Origin of the sequence: Cellulomonas soli (assembly GCF_013409305.1) — a bacterium.
Taxonomy (GTDB): Bacteria; Actinomycetota; Actinomycetes; order Actinomycetales; family Cellulomonadaceae; genus Cellulomonas; species Cellulomonas soli.
The window spans coordinates 1100733-1127332 of sequence record NZ_JACBZJ010000001.1 but is presented as its reverse complement, the minus strand read 5'-3'; the positions used below and the strand labels follow the sequence as shown (position 1 = coordinate 1127332).

Annotated in this window: 23 protein-coding genes; 6 read left to right on the top strand and 17 right to left on the bottom strand. The window is 72.9% G+C overall.

Going from position 1 to position 26600, the window contains the following annotated elements; genetic code table 11:
- Both BKA22_RS05160 and BKA22_RS05155 read right to left on the bottom strand, forming a co-directional pair.
- Positions 1-1119 carry an ABC transporter permease gene (locus BKA22_RS05160; RefSeq protein WP_146952462.1) on the bottom strand — a complete coding sequence of 373 codons (1119 nt, stop codon included), beginning with the start codon at positions 1117-1119 and terminating at the stop codon, positions 1-3.
- A 133-nt stretch (positions 1120-1252) separates the two neighbouring features.
- Positions 1253-2890, bottom strand: coding sequence for an ABC transporter substrate-binding protein (locus BKA22_RS05155; protein WP_146952460.1), 1638 nt, complete (start codon positions 2888-2890; stop codon positions 1253-1255).
- 234 nt (positions 2891-3124) lie between these two features.
- On the opposite strand from BKA22_RS05155, the gene BKA22_RS05150 reads away from it, so the two are divergent.
- Positions 3125-3955, top strand: a complete 831-nt coding sequence (locus BKA22_RS05150; protein ID WP_223203519.1) for a M15 family metallopeptidase — start codon at positions 3125-3127, stop codon at positions 3953-3955.
- A gap of 1 nt (position 3956) precedes the next feature.
- Here the strand turns inward: BKA22_RS05150 and BKA22_RS05145 are convergent, their stop codons facing one another.
- Complete coding sequence (locus tag BKA22_RS05145) at positions 3957-4223, bottom strand: acylphosphatase (RefSeq protein ID WP_146952660.1); 267 nt, start codon at positions 4221-4223, stop codon at positions 3957-3959.
- Positions 4224-4276: 53 nt separating this feature from the next.
- Here BKA22_RS05145 and BKA22_RS05140 point away from each other — a divergent pair, with 53 nt between their 5' ends.
- Positions 4277-5644 carry an NYN domain-containing protein gene (locus BKA22_RS05140; protein ID WP_223203518.1) on the top strand — a complete coding sequence of 456 codons (1368 nt, stop codon included), beginning with the start codon at positions 4277-4279 and terminating at the stop codon, positions 5642-5644.
- Between the two features lie 3 nt (positions 5645-5647).
- Here BKA22_RS05140 and BKA22_RS05135 read toward each other — a convergent pair whose 3' ends face one another.
- The 3 genes from BKA22_RS05135 to BKA22_RS05125 all read right to left on the bottom strand — a co-directional run bounded on the left by BKA22_RS05135 (position 5648) and on the right by BKA22_RS05125 (position 8913).
- Complete coding sequence (locus BKA22_RS05135) at positions 5648-6364, bottom strand: hypothetical protein (RefSeq protein WP_146952458.1); 717 nt, start codon at positions 6362-6364, stop codon at positions 5648-5650.
- A gap of 135 nt (positions 6365-6499) precedes the next feature.
- On the bottom strand, positions 6500-7210 hold the full coding sequence (gene deoD, locus BKA22_RS05130) for a purine-nucleoside phosphorylase (RefSeq protein ID WP_146952457.1): 711 nt from the start codon (positions 7208-7210) through the stop codon (positions 6500-6502).
- A gap of 44 nt (positions 7211-7254) precedes the next feature.
- The gene (locus BKA22_RS05125; protein WP_146952455.1) at positions 7255-8913 is read right to left on the bottom strand and encodes an MFS transporter; all 1659 of its coding nucleotides are present in this window, start codon (positions 8911-8913) and stop codon (positions 7255-7257) included.
- Between the two features lie 363 nt (positions 8914-9276).
- Between BKA22_RS05125 and BKA22_RS05120 the strand changes: the two genes are divergently transcribed.
- Positions 9277-11898: a glycosyl hydrolase 53 family protein gene (locus tag BKA22_RS05120; RefSeq protein WP_146952454.1), complete on the top strand. Its 2622-nt coding sequence runs from the start codon at positions 9277-9279 to the stop codon at positions 11896-11898.
- 162 nt (positions 11899-12060) lie between these two features.
- Here the strand turns inward: BKA22_RS05120 and BKA22_RS05115 are convergent, their stop codons facing one another.
- From BKA22_RS05115 to BKA22_RS05085, 7 genes are read right to left on the bottom strand one after another with little or no spacing between them, the layout of a single operon-like run.
- Positions 12061-12972 carry an ABC transporter substrate-binding protein gene (locus BKA22_RS05115; RefSeq protein WP_146952452.1) on the bottom strand — a complete coding sequence of 304 codons (912 nt, stop codon included), beginning with the start codon at positions 12970-12972 and terminating at the stop codon, positions 12061-12063.
- Positions 12969-13679 (bottom strand): ABC transporter permease, encoded by a 711-nt coding sequence (locus tag BKA22_RS05110; protein WP_146952450.1) that lies wholly within the window; start codon positions 13677-13679, stop codon positions 12969-12971. The genes BKA22_RS05115 and BKA22_RS05110 overlap by 4 nt, the downstream gene beginning before the upstream one ends.
- On the bottom strand, positions 13676-14365 hold the full coding sequence (locus BKA22_RS05105; RefSeq protein WP_146952448.1) for an ABC transporter permease: 690 nt from the start codon (positions 14363-14365) through the stop codon (positions 13676-13678). The genes BKA22_RS05110 and BKA22_RS05105 overlap by 4 nt, the downstream gene beginning before the upstream one ends.
- A complete protein-coding gene (locus BKA22_RS05100; RefSeq protein ID WP_146952446.1) occupies positions 14362-15174 on the bottom strand; it encodes an ABC transporter ATP-binding protein in 813 nt (270 codons plus the stop codon). The genes BKA22_RS05105 and BKA22_RS05100 overlap by 4 nt, the downstream gene beginning before the upstream one ends.
- Positions 15171-16451 carry a multidrug effflux MFS transporter gene (locus tag BKA22_RS05095; protein WP_218866523.1) on the bottom strand — a complete coding sequence of 427 codons (1281 nt, stop codon included), beginning with the start codon at positions 16449-16451 and terminating at the stop codon, positions 15171-15173. The genes BKA22_RS05100 and BKA22_RS05095 overlap by 4 nt, the downstream gene beginning before the upstream one ends.
- Entirely contained in the window at positions 16448-17428 is a 981-nt protein-coding gene (locus BKA22_RS05090) for an alcohol dehydrogenase catalytic domain-containing protein (RefSeq protein WP_146952445.1), read from the bottom strand. Before BKA22_RS05090 ends, BKA22_RS05095 begins: the two co-directional genes overlap by 4 nt.
- Positions 17425-17853 carry a MarR family winged helix-turn-helix transcriptional regulator gene (locus BKA22_RS05085; RefSeq protein ID WP_146952444.1) on the bottom strand — a complete coding sequence of 143 codons (429 nt, stop codon included), beginning with the start codon at positions 17851-17853 and terminating at the stop codon, positions 17425-17427. Before BKA22_RS05085 ends, BKA22_RS05090 begins: the two co-directional genes overlap by 4 nt.
- Positions 17854-18025: 172 nt before the next feature.
- Between BKA22_RS05085 and BKA22_RS05080 the strand changes: the two genes are divergently transcribed.
- Positions 18026-20095 (top strand): beta-galactosidase, encoded by a 2070-nt coding sequence (locus tag BKA22_RS05080; protein WP_223203517.1) that lies wholly within the window; start codon positions 18026-18028, stop codon positions 20093-20095.
- 116 nt (positions 20096-20211) lie between these two features.
- Here the strand turns inward: BKA22_RS05080 and BKA22_RS05075 are convergent, their stop codons facing one another.
- Positions 20212-20805: a TetR/AcrR family transcriptional regulator gene (locus BKA22_RS05075; RefSeq protein ID WP_179561647.1), complete on the bottom strand. Its 594-nt coding sequence runs from the start codon at positions 20803-20805 to the stop codon at positions 20212-20214.
- A 102-nt stretch (positions 20806-20907) separates the two neighbouring features.
- On the opposite strand from BKA22_RS05075, the gene BKA22_RS05070 reads away from it, so the two are divergent.
- Positions 20908-21936: a hypothetical protein gene (locus tag BKA22_RS05070; protein ID WP_179561646.1), complete on the top strand. Its 1029-nt coding sequence runs from the start codon at positions 20908-20910 to the stop codon at positions 21934-21936.
- 79 nt (positions 21937-22015) lie between these two features.
- On the opposite strand, the gene BKA22_RS05065 is transcribed toward BKA22_RS05070, so the two are convergent.
- Positions 22016-23323: an MFS transporter gene (locus BKA22_RS05065; RefSeq protein WP_146952442.1), complete on the bottom strand. Its 1308-nt coding sequence runs from the start codon at positions 23321-23323 to the stop codon at positions 22016-22018.
- Positions 23324-23575: 252 nt separating this feature from the next.
- On the opposite strand from BKA22_RS05065, the gene BKA22_RS05060 reads away from it, so the two are divergent.
- Complete coding sequence (locus BKA22_RS05060) at positions 23576-24223, top strand: TetR/AcrR family transcriptional regulator (protein WP_223203516.1); 648 nt, start codon at positions 23576-23578, stop codon at positions 24221-24223.
- Between the two features lie 48 nt (positions 24224-24271).
- Here the strand turns inward: BKA22_RS05060 and BKA22_RS05055 are convergent, their stop codons facing one another.
- Positions 24272-24679: a VOC family protein gene (locus BKA22_RS05055; protein ID WP_146952441.1), complete on the bottom strand. Its 408-nt coding sequence runs from the start codon at positions 24677-24679 to the stop codon at positions 24272-24274.
- Between the two features lie 53 nt (positions 24680-24732).
- Entirely contained in the window at positions 24733-26541 is a 1809-nt protein-coding gene (locus BKA22_RS05050) for a glycoside hydrolase family 6 protein (protein ID WP_146952440.1), read from the bottom strand.
- Positions 26542-26600: the final 59 nt, after the last annotated feature.

Here is a 26600-nt window from a genome sequence, read left to right as displayed (position 1 = left end):
TCAGTACCGGATCCTCGGGTCGACCATGGCGGCGATGACGTCGACGACGAAGTTCGTCAGCGCGACGATGACCGCGAGCAGCACCACCATGCCCTGCACCGCGACGAAGTCACGGGCGAGCAGGTACTGCACGAGCTGGAATCCGAGGCCCTTCCACTCGAAGGTGGTCTCGGTGAGCACGGCACCGGCGAGCAGCATGGCGATCTGCAGGCCGATGACGGTGATGATCGGGACGAGCGCGGGGCGCCAGGCGTGCTTGCGCAGCAGGCGCCGCTCGGAGACGCCGCGCGAGCGGGCCGCCTCGACGTAGCCGGTGGTGAGCGTGCCGATGACGTTGGTGCGCACGAGCCGCAGGAACACCCCGGCGGTCAGCAGGCCGAGCGCGAGCGCCGGCAGGATCGCGTGCTCGAGCACGTCGAGCACGATCGCGGGGTCCCCGGTGCTGATCGCGTCGATGAGGTAGATGCCGGTGCCGGCGCCCTGGGTCTGCATGACGATCTCCGACGACGTCGAGGCACGGCCCGCGACGGGCAGCCAGCCGAGGCCGACGGAGAAGATCAGCTTGAGGATCATGCCGGCGAAGAACACGGGCGTCGCGTAGCCGAGGATCGCGCTGACCCGCAGGACGGCGTCGGGGGCCTTGTCACGGCGGGCCGCGGCGATGCGGCCGAGCGGGATGCCGACGAGGAACGCGACGACCAGGGCGTAGGCCGCCAGCTCGAGGGTCGCGGCACCGTAGTGCACGAGGACCTCGGTGACCGGGCGGTGGTCCGAGAGCGTCGTGCCGAAGTCGCCGCGGAAGACCTGCCCGAGGTACTCCACGTACTGCACGAGGATCGGCCGGTCGTACCCGGCCTCGTGGATCCGCTCCTGCAGCTGCGCCTGGGTGAGGCGGCCGCCGAGCGCGGCGGTGATCGGGTCACCGGTGGCCCGCATGAGCACGAACACCGTGGTCACGAGGATGAAGATCGTGGGGATGATCAGCAGCGCGCGCACGACCAGGTAGCGGGCGAGCCCACCGCCTGAGCGTCGTCGCCTGCGTGCCCCTGACGGCTCGGCCGCGGTGCCGGGCTCGGGTGGCGCCACGTCGGTGGGGGCGCCTGCGGTGGTCGAGGTCATGTCTCCTGCCAAGGGGTTCCGTGGTGCTCGGGGGTGCACTGCGGGGGACGTGCCCATCGGCGGGAACGGCCCGGCGTACCGGTGAGGGTACGCCGGGCCGTTCCAGGGTGGTGCTGCCCGTCCGCGCGGGGGGTCAGCCCTTGGCGAGGGCGCCGTAACGGAACTTGAAGGACGCGTCGAGCGTGTCCTCGGCCCCGGTGACGGTGGTGCCGACCACGGCGACCTGCGCACCCTGCAGGTACGGCACGGTCGAGAGGTCCGCGGCGACCTTGTCCTGGATCTGCTCGATCAGGGCGGTGCGCTCGTCGGCGTCGGGGGTCACGGCCTGCTGCAGGATCAGGTCGTTCACCTCGGGGTTGTCGTAGTGGTTCCCCAGGAAGTTCTCCGTGAGGAAGAACGGCGTGAGGTAGTTGTCGGCGTCGGAGTAGTCCGGGAACCAGCCGAGCTGGTAGGCAGGGTAGACGTCGGCGGTGCGGTCCTTCGAGTACTGCACCCACTCGGTGGTCTGCAGGTCGACCGTGAACAGGCCGGTCGCCTCGAGCTGGTCCTTGATGAGGGCGTACTCGTCGGCCGAGGACGGACCGTAGTGGTCGTTCGAGTACTGCAGGCTCAGCTTGACGGGCGTCGTGACGCCTGCGGCCTCGAGGGCTGCGGCGGCCTTGTCGGCGTCCGGGCCACCCGAGCCGTCACCGTAGAGGCCCTTGAGGGACTCGGTGGCACCGGTCAGGCCGTCCGGCACGTAGGAGTACAGGGGCGTGTAGGTGCCCTTGTAGACCTGCGTGGCGATCTCCTCGCGGTCGATCAGGTCCGCGACGGCCTGCCGGACGGCGAGCGCCTTGGCCTCGTCGGCCTCGGGCGTGGTCGCGCCGTAGGGCTGGGTGTTGAAGTTGAAGACGATGTAGCGGATCTCGCCGCCGGGGCCGTCGACCACCTTGACGTTGTCGTCGCCGCGCAGGTCGTCGATGTCGGTGGCCGACAGCGAGCGGAACGCGACGTCGATGTTGCCCTGCTGCACGTCGAGCTTGAGGTTCGAGGCCTCGGCGTAGTACTTGACGTTGACCGTGCCGGTCTTCGCCGCGCCGAGCACGCCCTGGTAGCCGTCGTAGGCCGAGTACGAGATGAGGTCGTTCAGGCTGTACGACGTGATCGTGTACTGCCCGGCGAACGCCTTGCCGTCGACGATGTCGGCGTCGGGCGTCAGCGCATCGGCTGCGAAGACCTCCTCGTCGACGATCGGGCCGGCGGGGCTCGACAGGATCTGCGGGAAGACCTGGTCGTTCTCGGACTTCAGGTGGAAGACGACGGTGGTGTCGTCGACGGCCTCGGTGCTGTCCAGGTTGTAGAGCAGCGACGACGGGCCGTTCTCGTCGGCGATCGCCAGCTGGCGATCGAACGTGAACTTCACGTCGGAGGACGTCAGGTCGTGGCCGTTGGCCCACTTCAGGCCGGGCTTGAGCTTGACCGTGTACTCGGTCGGGCTGGTGAACTCGGCCGACTCGGCGATGTCGGGCTCGACGTCGGGGCTGCCGTAGGGGGTGTTCAGCAGGAACGGGAACACCTGGTTCATCACCGCGAACGAGCCGTTGTCGTACGAGCCGGCCGGGTCGAGCGTCGTGATCTTGTCGGTCGTGCCGATCGTCAGCGTGCCGCCCGCCCCGTCGCCCGAGGTGGCGTCGTCGGAGCTGTTGCCCGCGCAGGCCGCGAGCAGGAGTGCGGTTGCCGCAATGCCTGCCGTCGTCGCCGCGAGGCGTCGTCGTGCCACGGATGCCATCAGGCCATCCCTTCGGTCGGAGCCGTGCCGAGGCCGGGGCCGGTCGGCAGGCTGGTGATGAGTGCCACATGGGTAGCACACAGATGTGTCGCAGGAGACGACTGTCTTACCGGCAGGTAACGTCCAGATATCGGACAGGTCTCGATATGGAGTGAGACGGCCCGCGGCGACGTCCCGCATGATCGTGCGGGCCTTCACCCGGCGGGGCCCGCGACGTGGGCCGATACTCGTCCGGTGAGGGACGGTCGGCGGCGACTCGTGGTAACGGCCGTGGTCGCAGGCCTGGCGTGCCTGACGAGCGCCGCCGCGTGCGAGCCCGGTGCGGGCGCCGCCGGGACCGCGTCGCAGGCCGTCGCCACCCGCACGCCGGAACCCGTGCCGGAACCGGTCACCAAGGCGCACCCGCCCGCACCCGTCGCCACGAGCACGGGCACAGCCACAGGCACAGGCACAGGCACAGGCACCGGCACCGGCTCAGGCACCGCCGAGCCGCCGCGGTTCGTCTCCGCCGTGCAGGAGATCGGCCCCGAGCTCGCCGCACGGATGACCCCCACGTCCTGGCGGGAGGGTTGCCCCGTCCCGCTGACCGACCTGCGGTACGTGAGCGTCAGCCACCGCACCTTCGAGGGGGGCGTCGCCACCGGCGAGCTCGTCGTGCACGCCGACGTCGCCGACGCGGTCGTCCAGGTCTTCGCGGCGCTGTTCGATGCCGGGTACCCGGTTCGGTCGATGCGCCTCGTCGACGACTTCGACGGGAGCGACGACGCCTCCATGGCGGCCGACAACACCTCGGCGTTCAACTGCCGGGCCATCACGCGCGGCACCGGCTGGTCCGAGCACGCCTACGGCCGGGCGCTCGACCTCAACCCTGTCGAGAACCCCTACGTGCGCGGCACGCTCGTGCTGCCCGTCGAAGGCACCGCGTACGCCGCCCGCCCCGACCTCCCGGGCGTGCTGCACGACGACGACGTGGTCGTGCAGGCGTTCGCGGACGCCGGGTGGCAGTGGGGCGGGCACTGGGACTCGCCGACCGACTACCAGCACTTCTCGACGACGGGCCGGTGACTCACGGCTCCACGACGAACCGGGGCACACCGCTCGGCCGCGCGTCCGACACCTCGAACTCGCGCACCACCGCGTGCCGGGGCCCGTGCCGCAGCTCGTCGACCATGGTCGCGACCGCGTCGTCGTCGCCCTCGACGAGGGCCTCCACGCCACCGTCCTGCCGGTTGCGCACCCAACCCCGCAGGCCCAGCCGGGACGCCTCCCTGCTGCACCACCAGCGGAAGCCGACGCCCTGGACATCACCGTGCACCACGACCCGCTGCGCCATCACGCCACCAGTCTGACCGTGCACCGGTCGGCGCGCGCGGCAGGATGGGGCCCGTGACCATCACCGACGGGCCCGCCCGCACCGACGACGACCGCCGCCTGCGGGCCGCCCTGTTCGTCGACTTCGACAACGTCTACCTCGGGCTGCGGCGGCTCGACCCGACCGCCGCGGAGGCGTTCGCGACCAACCCGGGGCACTGGCTCGACGCGCTCGAGCAGGGCGCCGACTCGCAGGGGCAGTTCACGCGCCGGTTCCTGGTGCGCGCCTGCTACCTCAACCCCTCGGCCTTCTCGCAGTACCGGCCGAACTTCACACGCGCCGGGTTCCGGGTCGTCGACTGCCCGTCGCTGACCCAGCAGGGCAAGTCGTCCGCCGACATCAACCTCGTGCTGGACGCCGTCGACGCCCTCGTCGCGACCACGCGGTACGAGGAGTTCGTCATCGTCTCGGCCGACGCCGACTTCACGCCGCTCGTGCAGCGCTGCCGGGCGGCCGACCGTCGCGTCACTATCATCACCGCGAGCCCCGCCGCCGCGGCCTACCGTGCGGTGGCCGACACGGTCGTCGGTGCGGACGCGCTCGCCGAGCTGGTGACCTCGACCGACACCCTGGCCGAGCAGGACGCGCCCGTGGCCGCCCCCGTCGCGGTGACGGCGCCGCCCGAGGCGCCCGGCGGGTCTGTACCCCGACCGCGCACGGCCAAGTCCGCACCGGCCCCCGCCCCCGAGGCGGTCGCCGCCGAGCCGGCGCCCGTGGCCGCCGTCGTGGCGCCTCCGACCGCGGGTGCCCTCGCGGCACGTCGCGCGGTGCTGCAGCGCGTGCGGGCCGCCGACCGTCCGCTGCCGCTGGGCTCGGTCGCGCAGGTCGCGCAGGCGGCCGACCCGACGCTGCCCGGTGCGGGCTGGGGCGGGCCCGGCGGGTTCACCGGGTGGCTGGGCCGCAGCGTGCCCGAGCTGGGGCTGGCCACCAAGCCGTCGCCCGGGTACGTGTGGGACCCCAAGCGGTTCGACGAGGCCGACCTGCCCGGTGCCGTGGCCGACGTGGACGCCGACGCGCTGCGCCGCCAGGTCGTGGCCGTGACCGACACCCCCGGGCTGACCACGGACGGCTACCGGGTGCTGCTCAAGACCCTCGCGCACGACATCTCGACGCACCCGTTCGAGCGGATCGCCACGACCCGGCGCGTCCGCGAGGCCTGCCAGAAGGCCGGCGCGCAGGTCGGGCGGGCGACCGTGAACCTCGTCATCTCCGGGATCTCGTACTCGGGCGTCGAGCTGACCACGGCCCGGACCGCCAAGGCGCTGGCCGAGGCCTGGGCGGACAACGTCGTGGGCCTGTGCCGCGGGGCACGCATGGAGCTGAGCCGGGCCGACGTCGCGGCGATCCGCGCCTGGGTGGGCGGCGGGCTGCTCGCTGCCTGAGGTTCACGCCGTCCGCGGGACGTCGGGTGCGACGTCCGGCGGTTCGCCTGCCGACGCATCCCGGCGGCGGGCGCGTGAGGTGAGCACCAGGTCGGCGCCGAGCACCGCCGTGGCGGCCGGCACGGCGACGAGCACGAGGAAGACGCCGACCTCACCGGTCTCGTCGCCGCGCGCCACCCCGATCGCCGTGGTGACCGCGACGACAGCGAGGGTGAGCAGGAGCGCGGCGAGCCGGACCCGGTCGGCCAGGACGCTCGTGCGTGCACCGGCGAGGTCACGCACGGCGTCGACGACCGGGAGTGCGAGGAACGCGACGACGACGAGCGTCAGCAGCCCCACGGCGACCCAGGGGCCCTCGGACCGGCGCGGGCCGGGCCACGGGACGAGCTGGGAGAGCCCGGCGACGGCCATGAACCCGGCGCTGGCGAGCGGTCCGCCGAGCACCGCGCCGAGCGCCAGCCCGGCCCACGCGGGCCGGGAGAGCGGGCGGCCGTGCAGGCGCCAGGAGCCCACCGCGCCGGCGACGACCGCGGCGACGGCCAGCAGCGGGCTGAGCAGGCCGATCCAGTCCGGCGGTGCACCCTCGTCGAGCCCGAGGGCGGTGGCGAGCAGCGCGAGGGCGCCCTGCGTGAGCACGAAGAGCAGGCCGGCGAGCAGAAACGCGTCCGCGCACATCCGCAGGCGCTGCCTCCCGGTGGCCGAGCGGACCGTGTCCGACATCGTCCTCACCTCCGCCCCTTCGCCGAGGAGCGCACCGTGCGGCGGCGCCGCGACGGGCGTCACCTTCACTGTGCTCCCGGACGAGCCGGCGCGCGCGTCGGCCCGGCGCCGCGACGGGGGTGAGGGTGCGGCGGCTCAGGCTGCGGCGAGGGCGGCCAGGGCGATCCGCAGGGCGCGGTCGAACGTGGTCTCGCGCTCGGCGGCCGACATCTCGACGTCCCGGCCGATCAGGTCGCTGACGGTCATGAGCGCGAGCGCCTCGCCGTGCTCCACGTCCGCGGTCGCGTACAGGCCGGCCGCCTCCATCTCGACGGCCAGCGTGCCGCGCGCGGCCAGGTGGGTCAGCAGGTCGCTCTCACCGGAGTAGAAGGCGTCCGAGGTGAGCACGGCGCCGGCGTGCACGGTCGTGCCGGGCTCGTCGTGGGCGGCCTGCACGGCGGCGGCGGCCAGGGCGAAGGACGGCGCGTGCGAGTAGTGCACGCCGGGCAGGCGGGTGGCGGTGACGGCCGAGTCGGTGTGCGCCGCGGTCGCGACGACGACGTCGCCGAGCGCCAGGTGCGGGCCGATCCCGCCGCAGGTGCCGATGCGCACGATGCGGCGCACGCCGTAGAAGCGGAACAGCTCGGTCGCGTAGATGCTGATCGACGGGACCCCCATGCCCGAGGCGAGGACCGACACCGGCCGGCCCTCCCACGTGCCGGTGAACCCCGCGATGCCGCGGACCTCGGTGACGAGCCGTGCGTCGGTGAGCACCTTGGCGATGCGGCGGGCGCGCAGCGGGTCGCCGGGCATGAGGACGTCGGGGGCGAAGTCGCCCGGCTGGGCGGCGATGTGCGGTGTGGCCATGGCGGTGCGGTCCTCGGGTTGTTCGGGCGCCTCGGGGAGGAGCGTCAGACGGGTTCGGCCGTCGTCGGGTCGGGCGTCGCGTCGGGTGCGGTGGCGCCCGGGGGTTCGCGGGGGATCCGGCCGGTGAAGAAGAGTGACACGACCGCGAGGATGGCGAGCGTCGCCAGGGCGGAGTCGAGACCGTCGACCCGGGCCACCTGGTTCTCCTGCACGACCGCCTGCGTCGTCGTCGGGTCGACGCCGGCCTCGGTGAGCGCGCTCTCGAGGGCGGTGTCGGACAGGAACGGGACCCCCGAGGCGAGCTGCACGCTGGCCTGGGACCGGACCTGCTCGGGCACGTCGGGGTTGTCCTGGATGCCGGCGATCAGGGACGTCGTGAGCACCGTGATGAGCACGGACCCGGCCAGGGCGGTGCCGAGCGAGGCGCCGAGGTTCGTGGCGGTGTTCTGCAGACCGCCGACCTCCCCGCTCTCCTCGGTGGGCACGGCCGAGACGGTCACGGCGCCGAGCTGGGACGACAGGGCGCCGATGCCCAGGCCGATGAGCACCATGGGGACGGCCACGACCGCGGCGGACGCGTCCAGCCGGATGCCGCTCATCAGCACCACGATCCCGAGCAGCATGAGGATGACGCCGATGCGGGACACGCGCCGCGGCGAGGCGTGCGGCCACCGGCGAGGGATGCCCGCGGCGGCCAGCAGCAGGGCCACCGACAGCGGCATGATCTTCAGGCCCGTCTCCACGGCCGGCAGCTCGAGCACGACGCTGAGGAACAGCGGCACGATGAAGAACGTGCCCGCCTGCAGCAGGAACTGGAAGAAGAACATCAGCAGGCCGCCGACGAGCTGAGGGTTCGCGAGCATCGTCGGGCGCACCAGCGGGTCGCCGCCGTTCTGCTCGAGCCGCGTCTCCCACAGCACGAACAGCCACACGACGAACGCGCCGACGACGACGAACCAGAAGGTCATCGACAGGCCGAGGATCGCGGTCGCGCCGGGTTTCGGGGCGATCCACCCCCACTCGCTCGAGCGCAGGATCCCGTAGACGGCGGTGCCCAGCCCGACGACCGACAGCAGGGTGCCGACCAGGTCGATGCGTCCGGTGGCGCGTGTCGGGATGTCCTTGATCCGCCGCGAGAGCACGAGGATCACCAGGACGACGAGCACCTCGGAGAAGAAGACGACCCGCCAGGACAGGTACGTGGTGGCGGCCCCGCCGACGAGCGGCCCGACGGCCACGGCGATGGCACCGGCGGCCGCGACCAGACCGTACGCGCGCGGCCGTGCCGACGGCTCGAAGTTGCCTGCCACCAGCGCGACGATCGCGGGCATGATGAGCGCCGCGCCGATCCCCTCGAGGAACGACCAGCCGATGATCAGGACGGTCAGGTTCGGCGCCAGCCCGGTGACGAACGAGCCGAGGCCGTAGACGACGCAGCCGATCGAGAACGCCCGGCGGCGGCCGATCAGGGTGCCGATCTTGCCGCCGGTGATCATGAGCGTGGCCATGACGAGCGTGTAGAGCGTGATGGCCGTCTGGATGCCGGTGATCGTCGTGCCGACGTCGTTGGCGACGGTGGCCATCGAGACGTTCATGACGGAGCTGTCGAGCGTCATGAGGAACTGCGCGGACGCCAGGGTCAGCAGCACCGCCCCGGCCGCCGCCGTGGCGACCTCGTCCCGTGTCGACCCCTGCGCGCTCATCCGCCGCCACCTCCGGCTCGCCGGCGGCCCCCGGACCAGGACGGTCGCCCGAGGTCATGGTGGCGCACCGGGCGGGGCCGCGCCCGGCGAGCGCGTGCGCCCGTGGTGGTGCGGCTCTCGGGTGCCGTGCGCCGCGGCGGTGGCGGCTGTGCCGGTGACTGAGTCTGGGACCGATCACAGTAGGTCACGCCACAGAAGGTCTCGGATGGATGACAGATCCGCACCGGAACGGGGCGTATCGGACTGGGACCGTGTACAGTCCGAACGCCCGCCGGGGTCGACGACGACGTCGGTGCACGCTCCACCACCACCCCGCGCCGGCCCTGTTCGAACGATGACGATCGAAGGGAAGGAACGTTGCGCATGCCCGCACACCTGCGCAGGACACCCGTCCGGCTGGCGGCCGTCGCCGCGCTCGGCGCGACCCTGCTCGCCGCACCACCCGCCACCCCGTCCGCCCGCGCGGTCGACGACGGACCCGTCGAGGCCGGCATCGTCGTGCCGAAGGTCGACGGACTCGCCGACGACTTCATCACCGGCGTGGACGTGTCCTCCGTGCTCGCCGAGGAGGCCTCCGGCGTGGTGTTCCGCGACAGCGCCGGCGCACCCGCCGACCTGTTCGACGTGCTCGCCGACTCGGGCGTGAACTACGTGCGCGTACGCGTCTGGAACGACCCGTTCGACGCCGCAGGCCACGGGTACGGCGGCGGCAGCGTCGACGTCGACCGGGCCGTCGAGATCGGCCGTCGTGCCACCGACGCAGGGCTGCGCGTGCTCGTCGACTTCCACTACTCCGACTTCTGGGCCGACCCCGCCAAGCAGAAGGCACCCAAGGCCTGGGCGGCGCTCGCGGTCGCCGACAAGGCCACCGCCGTGCAGGACTTCACCGCCGCGGCCCTGCAGCAGATGGAGGACGCCGGCGTCGACGTCGGCATGGTGCAGATCGGCAACGAGACGAACAACGCCGTCGCCGGGGTCACCGGCTGGCCCGGCATGGCGGAGATCTTCAGCGCCGGTTCCGCCGCGGTCCGTGACGTGCTGCCCGACGCGCTCGTCGCGGTGCACTTCACCAACCCCGAGACGACCGGGCGCTACGCCGGGTACGCGGCGAACCTGGCCACCTACGGCGTCGACTACGACGTGTTCGCGAGCTCGTACTACCCGTACTGGCACGGCACGCTGAGCAACCTGACGAACGTGCTGACGACCGTCGCCACGACCTACGGCAAGAAGGTCCTGGTCGCCGAGACCTCGTGGGCGTACACGCTCGACGACGGCGACGGGCACCCCGACGTCATCACCTCCTCGAACGTCACGAACCAGTACCCGGTGTCCGTGCAGGGCCAGGCCACCGCGGTGCGCGACGTCATCGCGGCCGTCGCGGCCGTCGGCGACGCGGGGCTCGGCGTCTTCTACTGGGAGCCCGCCTGGATCCCCGTCGGCCCGGCCTCGCAGCTCGCGGCCAACAAGCTCCTGTGGGACGAGTTCGGCTCCGGCTGGGCGTCCAGCTACGCCGGGGAGTACGACCCCGACGACGCCGGTGAGTGGTACGGCGGCTCCGCGTGGGACAACCAGGCGATGTTCGCCGCCGACGGCACCCCGTTGGAGTCGCTCAAGGTGTTCTCGTACGTGCGGACCGGGGCCACCGCCCCGCGGGCGGTCGTGTCCGTCGAGGACGTGCAGGTCACCGTCGCCGACGGCGCACCCGTGACGCTGCCGGCCACCGTCGCCGTCACCTACAACGACGCCACGGTCGAGCAGGAGGCCGTCACCTGGAGCGACGCCGTGAGCTGGATCGACGGCCCCGGCACGTACCCCGTGCCCGGCACCACGGCGTCGGGCACGAGCGTCACGGCGACCGTCGTGGTCACCGCCGAGAACCCCGTCCGCAACCCGGGGTTCGAGGACGCCGACGTGAGCATGTGGACCCTGACCGGCACGGGCGCCTCGATCACCGGCACCGGTGACGCCGCCACGGGCGCCCGGGCGCTCAGCTTCTGGGCCGGCACGGCGTACACGTTCGGCCTCACGCAGCAGCTCACGGGCGTGCCCGCCGGCTCCTACACGCTCGTCGCCACGGCCCAGGGCGGCGGCGCGGGCTCGGGCGACCAGGTCCTGCTGACCGCCACGACCGCGCAGGGCACGACGTCCGCACCCTTCGCGCTGACCGGCTGGCGCCTGTGGAACAGCCCGCAGGTCCCGGTCGAGGTCGGCGCCGACGGCGTCGTCACCCTCGGCGTGGACGCCACGCTCTCCGGCGGCGCCTGGGGCACGGTCGACGACGTCCGGCTGATCCGCACGGCCGGAGCCGCGGCCGACACGTCCGCGCTCGAGGACCTCGTGGCGCAGGCCGCAGCGGTCGACCGCGACCTCTGGACGGCGGGCTCGCTCGCCGACCTCGACGAGGCCGTGGCCGTCGCCGGCGTGGTGCTCGGCGCACTCGCACCCGCGCAGGACCAGGTGGACGCCGCCGCAACCCTGCTCGCGGACGCCCTCGACGCCCTGACCGCCCCCGGCGGCCCGACGCCGACGGCCACCCCGACGGATACGGTCACGCCTTCGCCGACCCCGACGGCGTCCGGCGGGTCGACCGGGTCCACCGGGTCCCCGACGGTCGAGCTCAGCCGCACCTCCGCGCGTCCGGGCGAGAAGGTCACGATCACGGTGCACGGTCTGACCGTCCCGGAGGTCGAGGTCGGTGTCGCCAGCACGTACCGAGCGCTGGCCCGCGTGGCCGTGGTCGACGGCACCGCCACCGTGACCGTCACCGTGCCGAGCGACCTGCCTGCCGGGACGCACCACGTGCAGGTGCGCACGCTCGACGGCACGCTGCTCGCGCAGGTGGAGATCGTCGTGGCCGCTGCGACGGGCGGTTCGCTCGCGTCGACGGGCGCCGAGGTGGGTGCGGCGGCCGTGCTCGCCGTGCTGCTGCTCGCGGGCGGCGCGGTGCTCCTCGCGGTGCGTCGCCGGGCCCGGAGCGCGTAGCCGGGCGCTCACCACGAGGGTGGCTCCCCGGGTCCGTCGACCGCGGGGAGTCACCCTCTCGGCGTCCTGTGCTCCGCGGATGGGCCCGCCAGGGTCTGACCCGCCCCGGGGGGACGACGTAGCGTCCGCGAGAGGGTGGGGACGTCATGACGGCGGTGGGTGTCAGGACAGGTCGTGCTCGGTGAGCCAGTCGGTGGCGATGGTGGCGGCGGGCAGCTCCTCGTCGACGCTGCGGGCGTTGAGCCCCACGAGCTCGTCGGCGGTCATCGTCGCGCTGATCTCGTCGATGACCGCGGCGGCACCCGCGTCGACGTCGTCGCTGGCCAGCGGCACGACGTGCGAGGCGAGGAACAGCCCCTGCGTGTCCTCCAGGGCGACCAGGTTGTTCTTCCGCACGGACGGGTCGGCCGTATAGATGATCGCGAGCTGGATGTCGTCGTCCTGCAGCGCCTTGACGGTCAGCGGGCCGCCGCCGTCCTCGATCGGGGTGAAGCCGACGTCGATGCCGTAGGTGCTCTTCAGGCCGGCCGGGCCGTTGGGGCGGGTCTCGCCCTCGGAGTTGCCGCCGAGCGTCAGGGGTGTGGCGACCTTCGCCAGGTCGTCGATCGTGGTCAGCCCCCACTGGTCGGCGAACGCGCGGGTGACCATGTAGGAGTCCTGGTCGGTGGCCGGCGACTGGTCGAGCACGCGCAGGCCGTCCGGGGTGGCGTCGGCCAGCGCGGCGTACACGTCGTCGGCCAGGCGCGCGGAGGTGTCCGGGACCCAGTACTGCAGCAGCGGGCCGGTGTACTCGGGGAACAGGTCGATGGTGCCGTCCTCGATCTCGGGCAGGTAGGCCTCGCGCTGCCCGATGCGGAACTGGCGGTCGACCGCGTAGCCGGCGGCCTCGAGGGCCTGGGCGTAGACCTCGGCGATGATCTCGTTGGAGTAGTAGTCCTGCGAGCCGATGACGATGGTCGCGCTGGCATCGGCGGTGCCTGCCTCGGCGGGGGCGGCCAGCGGGTCGTTGCTCGCGCAGGCCGTCAGGGCGAGGCAGGCGACGGCGAGGGCGGCCAGGCGGGTGGTGGTGCTCACGGGTGTCCTTCCGGGAGGGGCGCCCGTCGGAGGGTCCGGCGGGGACGGGTGGGGTCGGCGTGCCGGGCGCTCGCCCGGTGGAGGGCGGACAGCGCGACCTCGAGCAGCAGGGCGAGGGCGGTGACGAGCAGTGCGCCGGCGAGCATCTGGGCGTAGTCACGGGTCTTGAGACCCGTGAAGAGATAGCGGCCGAGACCGAGGTCGGCCACGTAGGCGGCGAGGGTCGCCGTGGCGACGACCTGCAGGGTCGCGGCACGCAGGGCTCCGACGATCACGGGCCCGGCCAGCGGCAGCTCGACGTGCCGGACGACCTGCCCCTCGGTCATGCCGCTCGCCCGCGCCGCGTCGAGCGTCGAGGGGTCCACCCCGGCGACCCCCGCGTACGCGCCGGCGATCAGCGAGGGGACGGCGAGGACGACGAGGGCGACCAGCGGTGCGCGCGGCCCGATGCCGAGCGCCAGACCGAGCAGCGTGAGCAGGCCCAGGGTCGGGACGGCCCGTGCCGCCCCGGCGAGGGCGACCACGACGAGCCGTCCGCGGCGCGTGTGGCCTACCAGGACCCCGAGGGGTAGGCCGACCAGTGCGGCGAGCAGCACCGCCGCGGCCGTGACGGCCAGGTGCTGGGCGGTGCGGACGGGGATCGACCCCGCCCCGGTCCAGTGCGCGGGGTCGGTGAGCCACGCGAGGGCGGCCTCGAAGAGGCTCACGTCGTGACCTCCTGCCCCGCGCGGACGGGTGCGTGGGGCCGGTGCGGCTCGGGTGCGGTGCGTGCCCACGGCGTCAGCGCACGGCCGGTCAGCGCGCACAGGCCGTCCAGCGCCAGCCCGATCACGACGGTGCCGAGCACCCCGGTGGCGACCTCGGCGACGATCCCGCGCTGGAACCCGTCGGTGAACAGCGTCCCCAGGCTCGGCACCCCGATCAGCGCGCCGATGGTGACCAGGCCGACGGTGCTCACGCACACGACCCGAGCCCCGGCGACCAGGAGCGGGACGGCGAGCGGCAGGTCGACACGCCAGCCCAGCGACCAGCGGGAGTGCCCGACGGCCTGCGCCGCCTGTCGGACGGACGGGTCCACCGCGGTGAACGCGTCGGTGGCGCTGCGGACCATGAGCGCGACGCCGTACACGGTCAGCGCGGCCACGACGGTCGTGGTCGAGCGCAGCGGCACGCCCAGCACCGCGGGGACGATGATCAGCAGCGGCAGCGCGGGCACCGCGTACAGCAGGGTCGCCGCACTGGTCAGCGCGCCGCCGACGCGGGGGAACCGGGCGGCGGCGTACCCGGCGGGCACGGCGAGCAGCAGGCTGAGGGCGATCGCCTGGACGGACAGCAGCAGGTGCGCGCGGGTCAGGTCGAGGACCTGCGGCCACGCGTGGGACAACCAGGTCACGGGGCGAGCACCCCCGCGAGGTGCCCGTGACCGTCGACGAGCACCTGACGGCCGCGCACGTCACGCGTGCTCAGCGTCCGTTCGGCCCGGTCGGCGCCGACGAACGCCCGGACGAAGTCGTCCGCCGGGTGAGCCAGGATCTGCGCGGGTGTGCCCGCCTGGGCGACCCGGGCGCCTGCGCGCAGGATCACGACCTGGTCGGCGAGCCGGAACGCCTCGTCGACGTCGTGCGTGACGAGCACGACCGTCTTGCCCAGCTCGGCCTGCAGGCGTCGCAGCTCGTCCTGCAGCTCGCGGCGCACGATCGGGTCGACCGCACCGAAAGGCTCGTCCATCAGCAGGACCTGCGGGTCGGCGGCCAGCGCCCGGGCGACGCCGACGCGCTGCTGCTGACCGCCCGAGAGCTGGCCGGGGTACCGACGACCCAGGGCGGGGTCGAGCCCGACGCGTTCGAGCAGCTCGAGGGCCTGCAGGCGGGCGCGGCGGCGGGGCACGCCGCTCAGCACCGGGACGGTCGCCACGTTGTCGACCACGGTGCGGTGCGGCAGCAGCCCGCCGGCCTGCATCACGTACCCGATCGACCGGCGCAGGGCGACCCGGTCGACGTCGCGCACGTCCTGCCCGTCGACGAGGACGGTGCCCGAGGTGGGCTCGACCATGCGGTTGACCATCCGCAGCAGCGTCGTCTTGCCCGAGCCGGACGAGCCGACGAGGGCCACGGTGCGGTGGGCGGGGATGGTCAGGTCGAACTCGTCGACGGCCGTCGTGCCGCCCGGGTAGGTCTTCGTCACTGACCGGTACTCGATCACCGGGAGGCCTCCGCGCTGTCGTGGGGGGCTGCGGCGGGGATCGCCGCAGGTCGGGGGACGACGATGCCGCACGCCACCCACGAGCCGATGACGCCGACGAGCATCACCAGCACCATCGGGACGGCCGTGGCGCCGCCGCCCGCGCTGGCCAGCGGTGCGGCGAGCGCCATGGCGAGCGCCTGGACGACGCCCTGCACGGCGGAGGCCGAGCCCGCCATGTGCGTGGCCTGCCCCGCGGCGAGCGCACCGGCGTTGCCGAAGATGAACGCCTGCGCGGCCATGAGGACGAGGAACCCGGCGCAGGTGAGGACCAGCGGCGTGTCCCACACGAGCACGCCCAGGGTCAGGGCGAGCACCGCCGTGGTCGAGGCGGACAGCCCGACGAGGATCAGGCGGCGCGGCCGGAACCGGCCGACGAGCCGGGCGTTCACGAGCGAGAGCAGCACCTGGGCCAGTGCGGTCGAGGCGAAGAACAGCGCGTACGGGAAGGTGCCCATGCCCTTCTGCACCTGCAGCACGTAGGTCGCGTTGGCGACGTACGCCATCATGCTGAACGCCGAGAACGACGAGGTGAGCATGTACCCGACGAACGGTCGGATGCGCAGGACCTCACCGAACCGGGCGACCGACCGCCCTAGGCCGCCGGCGTGCCGACGGGACGGCGGCAGGGTCTCGGGGATCCAGCGCACGGCGGTGACGGTCATCAGCAGGCCGAGCGCGACGAGCGCCCAGAACACGGTGCGCCAGGTGCCGACGGTCAGCACGCCCGCGCCGGCGACCGGGGCGATCATGGGCGCCAGGCCACCGAGCGCCATGAGCACCGCCATGAGTCGGGCCAGCTGGTCGCCTCGGGCCACGTCGACCAGCACCGCTCGGGCCACCGCAGACGCGATGCCGCCGCCGAGGCCCTGCACGACGCGCGCGGCCACGAGCAGGCCGATGGAGGGTGCGAGCGCGCACCCGACGGCGCCGATCGTGCAGACCAGACCGCCGAGGATGATCGGCATGCGACGGCCGCGCTGGTCCGAGAGCGGCCCGCCGATCAGCTGACCGGCACCCAGCCCGAGGAAGAACGCGGTGAGCGTGAGGCCGACGAGGGAGGCCTGGGTGGCCAGGTCGGCCGTCACCTGCGGGAACGCGGGGGTGTACATGTCGGTCGCGAAGGGTGGCACGGCGCTCTGCAGCGCGAGCGTGCCGACGAGTGCCGCGGTGACCCGGGTGGGGCTGGCCAGGTCGCGGGCGCGCAAGGACGTCGTGGTGCTCGGGGACCGGCTCACAGGACGACCACGCCCTTGCCGCCGACGGTTCCGGCCTCCATGTCGCGGTGCGCCTGCACGATGTCGTCGAGCCGGTAGACGCGTCCGACGGGTACGCGGGCGCGGCCGTCGGCGACGGCGTCGAGGAACCCCTGGAGCACGGGTGCGGGCAGGTCGGCCGCGTCGCCGGAGTACGCGGTCAGGCGCACGCCGTTCGGCAGCCAGTCCATCGGGTAGAACTCCGGGATCGTCCACCGGTCGGAGAGCATCCCGGTGAAGGAGACGGTGCCGCCCGGGCGCACGGAGCGCAGGGTGTCGCGCAGCATGTCGACGCCGACCAGCTCGACGGCTCCGTCGACGCCGTCGGGCAGGATGCGGCGGACCTGCTCCGCCACGTTCCCGTCGTCGACGAGCGCGTGGTCGACGCCGTGGGCCTCGAGCAGCGCGCGGCGCGCGGGGGAGCGCGTGGTCGACAGGACGGTGAGCCCGTGCAGCCGACCGAGCACGGCAAGGGCCAGACCCACCGACGAGGTGCCGCCGCGCACGAGCAGGCTCTGCCCGGGCTCGGCCCGGACGCCGACGGCCAACGAGCCGTGGGCGGTCTGCAGCATCTCGGGCACGGCACCGAGCACGTCCCAGGGCAGGTCGCTGCTGAACGGCACGAGCTGAGCGGCGGGGACGACGACGTGCTCGGCGTAGCCGCCGTCGATCGTGCGACCCATCCCGCCCATCATCGCCATGACCTGCGTGCCGGGTGCGAGCTCGCCGCCGGGCGCCTCTTCGACGACGCCCGCGGCCTCGATGCCGGGGATGCGGGGGAACGACCCGGAGGTGGCCTGGCCGCGCCGGAAGTGCAGCTCGGAGCGGTTGAGGCCGAACGCCCGGACCCGCACGAGCACCTGGCCGGGCTGGGGTCGGGGGACCGGCACGGTGCGCAGGCGCAGCGCCTCGGGCGTGCCGGGGCCGTCGAGGACGACCGCGCGCATGGTGCCGCTCACTGCTCGGATCCGGCAGCCTCGGGCTGCAGCCGACCGAGCAGGCGGCGGAGCGTGGCGGTGGTGGCGGCGATGTCGGGCTCGTCGGCGAGCAGCGCGGCTAGCTCGGTCTCGACGGCCGCGACGCCACGCTCGTGCGCCAGCGCGCCGGCGGGCGTGAGGGTCACGAGCGACGAGCGGCGGTCGCTCGGGTGGGCGCTGCGCACCGCGAGACCGTCGCGCTCAAGCCGGTCGACGAACTTGCTGGCTGCGCCGACGGTGATGCCGAGGTCGGCGCGTAGCTCCTGCACCCGGCACTGGCCGTCGTGCCGGTGGATCACCCGCAGGCCGTGCAGCGTGCCGAGCGAGATGCCGAGGTCGCGGACGTGCTCGTCGAGGTGGTTCCAGAGGTGCACCTCGTACCGCACGAGGGCGTCGAAGAAGTCCATGGCCGGCTCAACTGGATGCCGCGGAACTATATTCCCAGTGATCGAAAAGACGATCTAGGTCTACCGAGTACACAGTAGGTAGAGTGTGCTCCGGCTCCGACGCCCCGACGGCGACGGAGCCCTCCCCGGGGCCCACCGCACCCGGGACGCACGATCAAAGGTGACGTGAAGGGTGACCGAGGCCATGGACAAGGTTCTGTTCGGCGCGGCGTACTACGACGAGTACATGCCGAGCGACCGCATCGACGACGACGTCGCGATGATGCACGCCGCGAGCATCAACGTGGTGCGCATCGCCGAGTCGACGTGGAGCACGCTCGAGCCCCAGCCCGGGGTCTTCGACTTCACGCACGTCGACCGTGCGCTCGACGCGATGGAGGCCGCCGGCATCCACGTGATCGTCGGGACCCCCACGTACGCCGTGCCCACCTGGCTCGTGCAGTCGCACCCCGAGGTGCTGGCTGTGACCAACGCCGGCGAGGGTCGCTACGGCGCCCGGCAGATCATGGACGTCACCAACCCGACGTTCCTGTTCCACGCCGAGCGGGTCATCCGCCGGCTCCTGGAGCACACCGCGCACCGCTCCGGCGTCATCGGCTTCCAGATCGACAACGAGACCAAGTACTACGGCGCAGCCGGCACCAACGTGCAGCGCGCGTTCGTGAAGTACCTGCGCGCGCAGTTCGACGACGACCTGGGTGCGCTCAACGACGCGTTCGGCCTGGCGTACTGGTCCAACCGGATCGACGCCTGGGAGGACTTCCCGGACGTGCGCGGCACGATCAACGGCTCGCTCGCCGCCGAGTTCGACAAGTTCCGCCGCCGGCTCGTCGAGGACTACCTGGGCTGGCAGTCGGGGCTCGTCCGTGAGTACGCGCGCGAGGACCAGTTCGTCACGCAGAACTTCGACTTCGACTGGGGCCCGGGCTGGTCGTACGGTCTGCAGCCCTCGGTCGACCACTTCAAGGCTGCCAAGACGGTCGACATCGCCGGCGTGGACATCTACCACCCGACGCAGTCGCGCCTGACCGGCAAGGAGATCGCGTTCGGCGGCGACATGACCCGCTCCATCAAGGGCGGCGCGAACTACCTGGTGCTCGAGACGCAGGCGCAGGGTCAGCCCGGCTGGCTGCCCTACCCGGGCCAGCTGCGGCTGCAGGCGTTCAGCCACCTGGCCAGCGGCGCCGACGCCGTCATGTACTGGCACTGGCACTCCATCCACAACTCTTTCGAGACGTACTGGAAGGGGCTGCTCAGCCACGACCTGGCCTCGAACCCCACGTACGAGGAGGCCGGTGTCTTCGGCGCCGAGGTCGCCCGCGTCGGCGACTCGCTGGTGCACCTGCGCAAGCAGAACCGGGTCGCGGTCATGGTCAGCAACGAGTCGCTCACCGCGCTGCAGTGGTTCACCATCGAGACCGGCTTCATCAACGGGGTCTTCGGCAGCTCGATCGGCTACAACGACGTGCTCCGCTGGGTCTACGACGCCCTGTTCGACCTGAACGTCGAGGTTGACTTCGTCTCGCCCGACGAGGAGGACCTGGGCCGGTACGCGATGGTCCTCGCCCCCGCGCTGTACAGCGCGCCCGAGTCGACGCTGCACCGCCTGCGCGACTTCGTGGCCGGCGGCGGGCACCTGGTCACCACGTTCCGCTCGGCCGTGACGAACGAGCACGTGAAGGTCTGGCACGACGCCCAGCCGCACGGCCTGACGGACACGCTCGGCCTGACGTACAACCAGTTCACGCTGCCGGACGGGGTCGGCCTGACGCTGCACGGCGACCTCGCGGGCACCTACGCCGAGGGAGCGACCGAGGGCGCCGAGGCACCGCAGGCGCAGAAGTTCATGGAGCTGCTGCAGCCGACCGGCGCCGAGGTGCTCGCGTCCTACGACCACGACGCGTACCGCGGCGACGCGGCGATCACCCGCCACCGCGCGGGCCAGGGCACGGCGTGGCACCTGGGAACGATGACCAGCCCGGAGCTGCTCTCCGCGGTCCTCGAGCTCGCGCTGCGCGACGCGGGGCTGTGGGCGTGGCCGCAGGACCTGGCCGGTGCGGTCACCGTGCGGCGAGGCACCAACGCCCAGGGGCGTGCGGTGACCTACCTTCTCAACTACTCGGCCGCCCTGGTCGAGGTCGCCAGCCCGGTCTCCGGCCGGTCGCTGCTCGACGGGACGGACGTCTCCGCGGGTGACGTGCTCGCGCTCGGGCCGTGGGGGCTGGCGGTCCTCGAGGGCTGAGCCGTACACGATCTGCACGGGTGCCGCCGGACCGGAGGGGTCGACGGCACCCGTGCTTCGTCGTGCCCGCTCCGCGCTTCCCGTCGGTTCCGCCGGTTCGGCCCGGATCAGCCGGTTCAGCCGGGCAGGTGCGCCTCGATCGCGGTGAGGTACGCCTCGCGGTCGAAGTCGTCCACCAGGGCGCCGGTGAGCGTGTACGACTGGATGGCCGCGACGAACAGCGGCACCTGCGCGCGTGCGAGGGTCGCCGCCTGCTCGGGTGTGCGGCCCTGCACCTGCTCGTGCCAGGTGGCCAGGTACCCGGCCATGACCGTCGACATCCGCCGGTAGATCCCGGCGGCGAGCTCGCGGATCGCCGGGTCGGTGATCGCCTCGCCCCACAGCTGCACGATCGCGCCGAGGTCCCCGACCTCCCGCTCCAGGCCGGCGATCATCGTGCGTACGACCGTCCGGGGCGCCGGCATCGGCTCGAGGGTCGCGAGCTGCTCGACGTCGGCGATCCGGGCGCCGATGACCCGGCCGGCGACGTCGTGCACGATCTCCTCGCGTGAGCGGAAGTGCCCGTAGATGGCGCCGGCCGACATGCCCGACTCGGCGATGATCTCGGCCATCGACGCCGCCTGGAAGCCGCGGCGGCGGAAGACGCGCAGGGCGGCGTCGGCGATCTCCTGGCGGCGGGCGTCGCGGTACTCCTCGGTGACCTTGGGCACGGGACACCATAAAAACGAACGATCGTTCTTGACAACCCCGGCGGCATGGGCGGACCCTCGGACCGACAGAGAACGAACGTTCGGTTTGAAGGGGAGACTCCCGTGACCCGCACCCCGCACACCCCGTGGCGGCACCTCGTCGTCACCTGCCTCGGGCTCGCCGCCGCGCTCGCGGTCGTCGTCATGGCGTTCCTGTGGCCGAGCGTGACCGCCGACGCGCAGGACGTGCCCGTGGCCGTCGTGGGCGACCAGGCGGTCACGGACGCGCTCGGAGCGGCCCTCGACGAACGCGCTCCCGGGGCCTTCGCGCTGACGCCTGCGCAGGACCGGGCCGCCGCGGTCGAGCTGATCGAGAGCCGCGACGTCTACGGCGCCGTCGTCCTGGGAGCGGAGCCCGAGGTGCTCACCGCGTCAGCCGCGAGCCCGGTCGTTGCGCAGACCCTCGCCGGGCTCGCCCCCGTGCTGCAGGCGCAGCTCACCGCCGCGGCGCAGGCGCAGGGCGTCGAGCTCGCCGCGCCGATCACGGTCGCCGTCACCGACGTCGTGCCGCTCTCGACGGACGACCCGAGGGGCGTGGTGCTCGGGGCGGCGACGTTCCCGCTCGTGCTCGGTGGGATCCTCGGCGGGGTCGTCATCTCCACGACCGTCGTGGGCGCCAGGCGTCGGGTGACCGCCGTCGGGCTCTACGCGGTCGTCGCCGGTCTCGGCGTGACGGCCGTCCTGCAGGGCTGGTTCGGGGCGTTGGTCGGCCCGTTCTGGGCGGACGCGGCAGCCGTCGGCCTCGCGCTGCTCGCGATCAGCGGCGTGATCGTCGGCTTCACCGCCGTGGTCGGCCGACGGGGCGTGGCGCTCGGGCCGGTGCTGTTCCTGCTCGTCGCCAACCCGATCTCGGCCTCGGCGATGCCGGTCGAGATGATCGCCTCGCCCTGGGGTGCCGTCGGGCAGTGGTTCCCGCCCGGTGCCGGGAGCACGCTGCTGCGCGACCTGTCGTACTTCCCGGCGGCCCCCACAGCCTTCCCCTGGCTCGTCCTCGCCGGGTGGGCCGTCCTCGGGCTGGTGCTCGCGCTCGTCGGCCACGTGCGTGACGCGGGCGCGGCGACGGGGGCAGCGCTCGCGGAGGCCGTCGACTGACGGTTCCTGGGACGCGCGCAAGAGGGGGCCGACCCCGCGGGTGCGGAGACGGCCCCCTCCTGGTGCGGTGAGCGAGGCGTCAGCGCACGGAGCGGATCTTCAGGATGAACACGCACCCGAGCAGCGCCATCGCGATCGCGACCGGGAACGCCACCGCGTAGGTGCCGGTGGCCACGACGATCGTCGAGGTGAGGATCGGGCCGACGGTCTGGCCGAGCGTGGTCGCCAGGTTGAGGATGCCGAGGTCCTTGCCGGCGTTCTCCACGCTGGGCAGCACGTCGACGTTGAGGGCCTGGTCGACCGAGGTGTAGACGCCGTAGCCGAAGCCGGCGATGCCCGCGTAGAGGAACATGCCGGTGGTCGTGGGCATGATCCACGGCATCGCGATGCCGACGGCGAACAGCGCGCTGGCCACGACGACCGGCACCTTGCGGCGGCCGATCCTGTCCGAGATGGGACCGGCGCCGACCGAGGCGAGCAGCGACACGATCATCGTGATGACCGACATCGTGGCGATCGTCGCGGCGGACTCCTTGGTGCTCTGCCCGATGTGGTCCTGCACGATGTACAGCTGGTACGCGGTGATCATCTGGTAGCTGACCAGCATGAGCAGGCGGCCGACGAACGCCTTGTAGAAGTCGGGGGCGTTGCGCGGCGGGCGGAACGAGACCAGCAGCTCCTTGAAGCCGCCGACGTTCGCGGGCAGGTTCCCCGCCGACAGCTCGCGCGGCCACAGGACCAGGGCGATGACCCCGCCGAGCAGCATGAGCGCGCCGCCGAGGACGAACCCGGGCACCGCGTTGGTGATGAACGCCGCGCCGATGAGCGTGCCGAGCGCCTGGCCTGCGACGAGGCCACCGCCGTAGAGCGCCGACATCGTGCCGCGCAGGCGCATGGGCACCCGGTCGGAGAGGACCGCGACGGCCGGGGCCAGCATCATGTTGAGGCCGACCATCGACAGGCAGTACGAGACCGTCAGCAGGACCGGGCTCTCGAGCAGGCCGACGCCGGTGAGCGAGAGCCCACCCAGCACGGCGCCGCCGAGGATCCACGGGGTGCGCCGGCCGAACCGGGCACGCGTGCGGTCGGACAGGTTGCCGACGACGAGGTTCGAGACCAGCGAGACCACGGCGGTGATCGCGTTGATCGTGCCGAGCATCGCGGCAGGGAAGGCCACGCCCAGGTCGGTGAGCCGCTGCGGCAGGAGCACGGCCGCGACGATCATCAGGCCGACGCACCACAGCAGGCCGAAGAGCATGAAGCCGGCACCGAAGCGGATCGTGCGGCCGGTGGTGAAGGGCTGCGCGGTGTCGGGGGCGAGCTCGTCCGGTGTCCGAGCAGGCTCGAGCACGGCCTCAGCGACGGCTGCTGGTGCCTGGGTTTCCATGTCCACCTTCTTTGGTTGGAGCACCCAGGTGCGCCGACGTCGGAGCTCCCGGGTGGGATTGCGGTCCTCGTCGAACGCGGTGGCGGCGGCTGCCGCCGTGGTGCCCGGCAGTCACGGACCCGAGGCTTCGACGCCACGGACCCACTACCGAGTACCCACTAGATAACAGCGAGGAAACTAGGTCGACCCACCCGGCATGTCAAACCCGAACCTGTGAGCGCGATAGCCTCACGCGTCGAAGGAGGTGGCGACGTGGCCGATCAGCAGGGCGTTCGCGAGGTGCGCAAGCGGGTCCGGCTGACCCCCGAGCAGCGCACCGAGCAGATCCTCGCCGCCGCCACCCGGCTCGTCGCCCGCAAGGGCTTCTACGGCGTCTCCCTGCAGGACGTCGCCGACGAGGTCGGCATCACCCAGGCCGGCCTGCTGCACTACGTGCGCAACAAGGAAGGCCTGCTCGAGCTCATCGTCGAGCAGCAGTACGACCGTGCGGGCACCCCGCAGGACTACATCGCCACCGGCACTCCCGAGGCCGTGCACCCCGACGGGCCCTCGTTCCCCGGGTACCTGCGCTACCTCGTGAAGTTCAACGCCACCCGGCCGCACCTCATCCAGCTGTACATGGTGCTCGGCACCGAGGCGTCCTCGGAGGCGCACCCCGCGCACGCGTACTTCGCCGACCGCCCCTCGTCCGTCTGGAAGCAGTACAGCGGCGTCTCCTGGCGGCTGCCGCCGTCGATCGCGTCGTTCGACGACATCCGGCACCTCGTCGAGATGAGCCTCGAGGCGATGGACGGCATCCAGGTCCGCCTGTTCCGCAGCCCCACGATCGACCTCGTCGAGGAGTGGCTGCGGTTCGAGCGCGTGCTGTTCCCCTCGCCCGTGTGGGACGGCTACCGCTGAGCCGCTGAGCCGCTGAGCCGTTGAGCCGCTGACCGCGGCGCACCGACGTCAGGCGACGAAGATGCAGAACGGGTGGCCGGCGGGGTCGGCGAAGACGTAGAGCGGCTCGTCGGGATCGTCGGTGCGGTCCAGCAGCTCACGTGCGCCGAGGTCGAGCGCGCGGTCGTGCTGCACGGTGAGCGCGTCGAGGTCCGGCACCGTCAGGTCGAGGTGCAGCTGCTGCGGGATCGTGGCGTCCGGCCAGCTCGACGGCGGCAGGGCCTCCACCTGCTGGAACGCGAGCCCGACGCCGCCCGCCGGGTTGCGCAGGTTCAGCCAGTCGTCACCGGCCGGGTCGACCTGCTCGTGGCCGGGCGGGTAGGTCCAGCCGAGCAGGCGCCGGTAGAACTCGGCGAGGGCGCGGGCATCGGTGGTGTCGAGCACCACCTGCGCGACGGTCGGGTACGTGTCGGTCACGGTCACCACCTCCGCGCCCCAGTCTGCGGCGGACCCGAGAGGTCCGCAGGGCGTCACCAGCTCGCGCGGGACGCCAGTCCGAGCAGGTACGGCTCCCAGTAGGTCCCGGCGGCCGGGCCGCCGTTGCACGTGCCGTCGGACAGGCCGAGCGACTTGATCCAGAGGTTCGCGACGTACGGGCCCGTGCCCGTCGCGGCGGGGCGGGCACCGAGCGCACGCCCGTCGGGGTTGCACCACACGGTGCCGTCCGGCCCGGCGAGCGGACCGTTGCCGTTGCGCGAGGTGTCGACCACGAACGCCGGACCACCCAGCAGAGCCGACAGGTACCGGCCGTAGGCCACCTCGTGCTCGGTGCGCTGGAAGTTCGCGACACCGACCGCGAAGCCGGCCGCGCGGTCGACGCCCGCCGCGCGCAGCCGCTGCGCCATGTCGACCAGCTGGGCCGTGCTCCACCCGAAGCTGCTCGCGCTCGCCGCATCGAGGTACACCTCGGCGCCCGCCGCGACGTACGCGTCCACGGAACGGCTCAGCATCCCCAGCCTCTCGGTCCGGTTGCCGCAGCGGTCCAGCTGCAGCAGCGCATCCGGCTCGACAACCACCACGGCCCGCGACCCGACGAGCCCGGCGGCGACGGCACGTGCCCACGCGTCGTACTCGGCGGAGGTCGTGAAGCCGCCCGCCGAGTGGCTGCCGCAGTCGCGGTCCGGGATCGCGTAGGTGACGAACACCGGTGTCCGGCCCGCCGCGGTGGCCGCCGCGGCGTACGTGCGCACGCTCGACGTGCCGTCGGCCGTGCTCAGCCAGCGGGCCGAGCCGCCTCCCGCGATCTTGTCCAGCAACGTCGCATCCGCTGTACGGCCCGCCGCGCGTGCCGTCTGCGCGGCACGCGCCACGACCGAGGTCGGGTCCGCGTACTGCGCCGCACGGGCGAGGACCGTGCCGTAGGTGCGCTCACCCGTCGTGCCGGAGCCGGAGGTGCTCGAGCCCGAGGACGAACCGAGGCCCGAGGTCACCGGCAGCGGTGCGGGCAGCGGCAGCTGGACGACCGTCGGCACCTTCGCCACGGGCGCTGCGGGGGAGGACCACACGTTCGCCCCACCCGTCGAGATCAGGTAGATGCGCGCGTGGTCCTTGACGACCAGGCGCGCGCCTGCCGAGACGGCTCGAGCCGACCACAGCACCGACGTGCCCGCGACGACCTGCAGGTCACCGGTCGTCGTCACCCGGGCAGACGCGCCGCGCAGGGCGGTGCCCGTCTGCCACACGGCCGTGCCCGCCGAGGTGAGGACCAGGTTGCCGTCCGTCCCCATGGTCAGCCGTGCCTCGCCCGCGGCGATCTGCTCGCCCGCCAGCAGCAGCCCGCCCGAGGCCACCCGGTCGGTCCCGCCCACCTTGAGCGCCGGTCCGTTCGTCGTCGAACGCCAGGCCGTCCGACCCGCCGTGTCGATCGTGTACAGCACACCGTCCGGCTTGATGATCGAACGCGCACCCGTCGACGCCGTGCCCGTGCTCCACAGCAGCGCCCCGGTGGCCGACCGCACCTCGAGCGCACCCGAGGTCTGCTGCACGAGACGCGCACCCGGGTTGCCCGTCGTCCCCGTGTGCCACAGCACCGGTCCGCTGCCCAGCCGGATCGTCACGTCGCCGTCCGCGCCCATCGTCAGCCGGTGCGTGCTCGTCGTCGCCACCAGCGACGCCCCGGACGCCAGCTGCTGCCCGCTCGTCAGACGGTCCGGCGTGGTCGCGGCCGACGCGGGCAACGGGCTCAGGCCCACGAACGCGAGCAGCGTGGCGGTGGCCAGACCGATCGCGGTCGTCAGAGCGCGGGCTGCGAACAGGTGGGGCGTGCGGGGGCGTGGCATCGTCAGGTCCTCGTCGGCTAGGTGCTTGCCCCCCCGATCGGACGGGATCGGGCCGCCAG

Excerpts from the sequence above, each read along its gene's own strand:
- deoD (WP_146952457.1), bottom strand. The coding sequence starts at position 7,210 with ATGGCCACACCGCACATCGCCGCCCAGCCGGGCGACTTCGCCCCCGAC.
- BKA22_RS05085 (WP_146952444.1), bottom strand. The coding sequence starts at position 17,853 with ATGGACTTCTTCGACGCCCTCGTGCGGTACGAGGTGCACCTCTGGAAC.
- BKA22_RS05155 (WP_146952460.1), bottom strand. The coding sequence starts at position 2,890 with ATGGCATCCGTGGCACGACGACGCCTCGCGGCGACGACGGCAGGCATT.
- BKA22_RS05065 (WP_146952442.1), bottom strand. The coding sequence starts at position 23,323 with ATGGAAACCCAGGCACCAGCAGCCGTCGCTGAGGCCGTGCTCGAGCCT.
- BKA22_RS05120 (WP_146952454.1), top strand. The coding sequence starts at position 9,277 with ATGCCCGCACACCTGCGCAGGACACCCGTCCGGCTGGCGGCCGTCGCC.
- BKA22_RS05135 (WP_146952458.1), bottom strand. The coding sequence starts at position 6,364 with ATGTCGGACACGGTCCGCTCGGCCACCGGGAGGCAGCGCCTGCGGATG.
- BKA22_RS05050 (WP_146952440.1), bottom strand. The coding sequence starts at position 26,541 with ATGCCACGCCCCCGCACGCCCCACCTGTTCGCAGCCCGCGCTCTGACG.
- BKA22_RS05145 (WP_146952660.1), bottom strand. The coding sequence starts at position 4,223 with ATGGCGCAGCGGGTCGTGGTGCACGGTGATGTCCAGGGCGTCGGCTTC.
- BKA22_RS05125 (WP_146952455.1), bottom strand. The coding sequence starts at position 8,913 with ATGAGCGCGCAGGGGTCGACACGGGACGAGGTCGCCACGGCGGCGGCC.
- BKA22_RS05160 (WP_146952462.1), bottom strand. The coding sequence starts at position 1,119 with ATGACCTCGACCACCGCAGGCGCCCCCACCGACGTGGCGCCACCCGAG.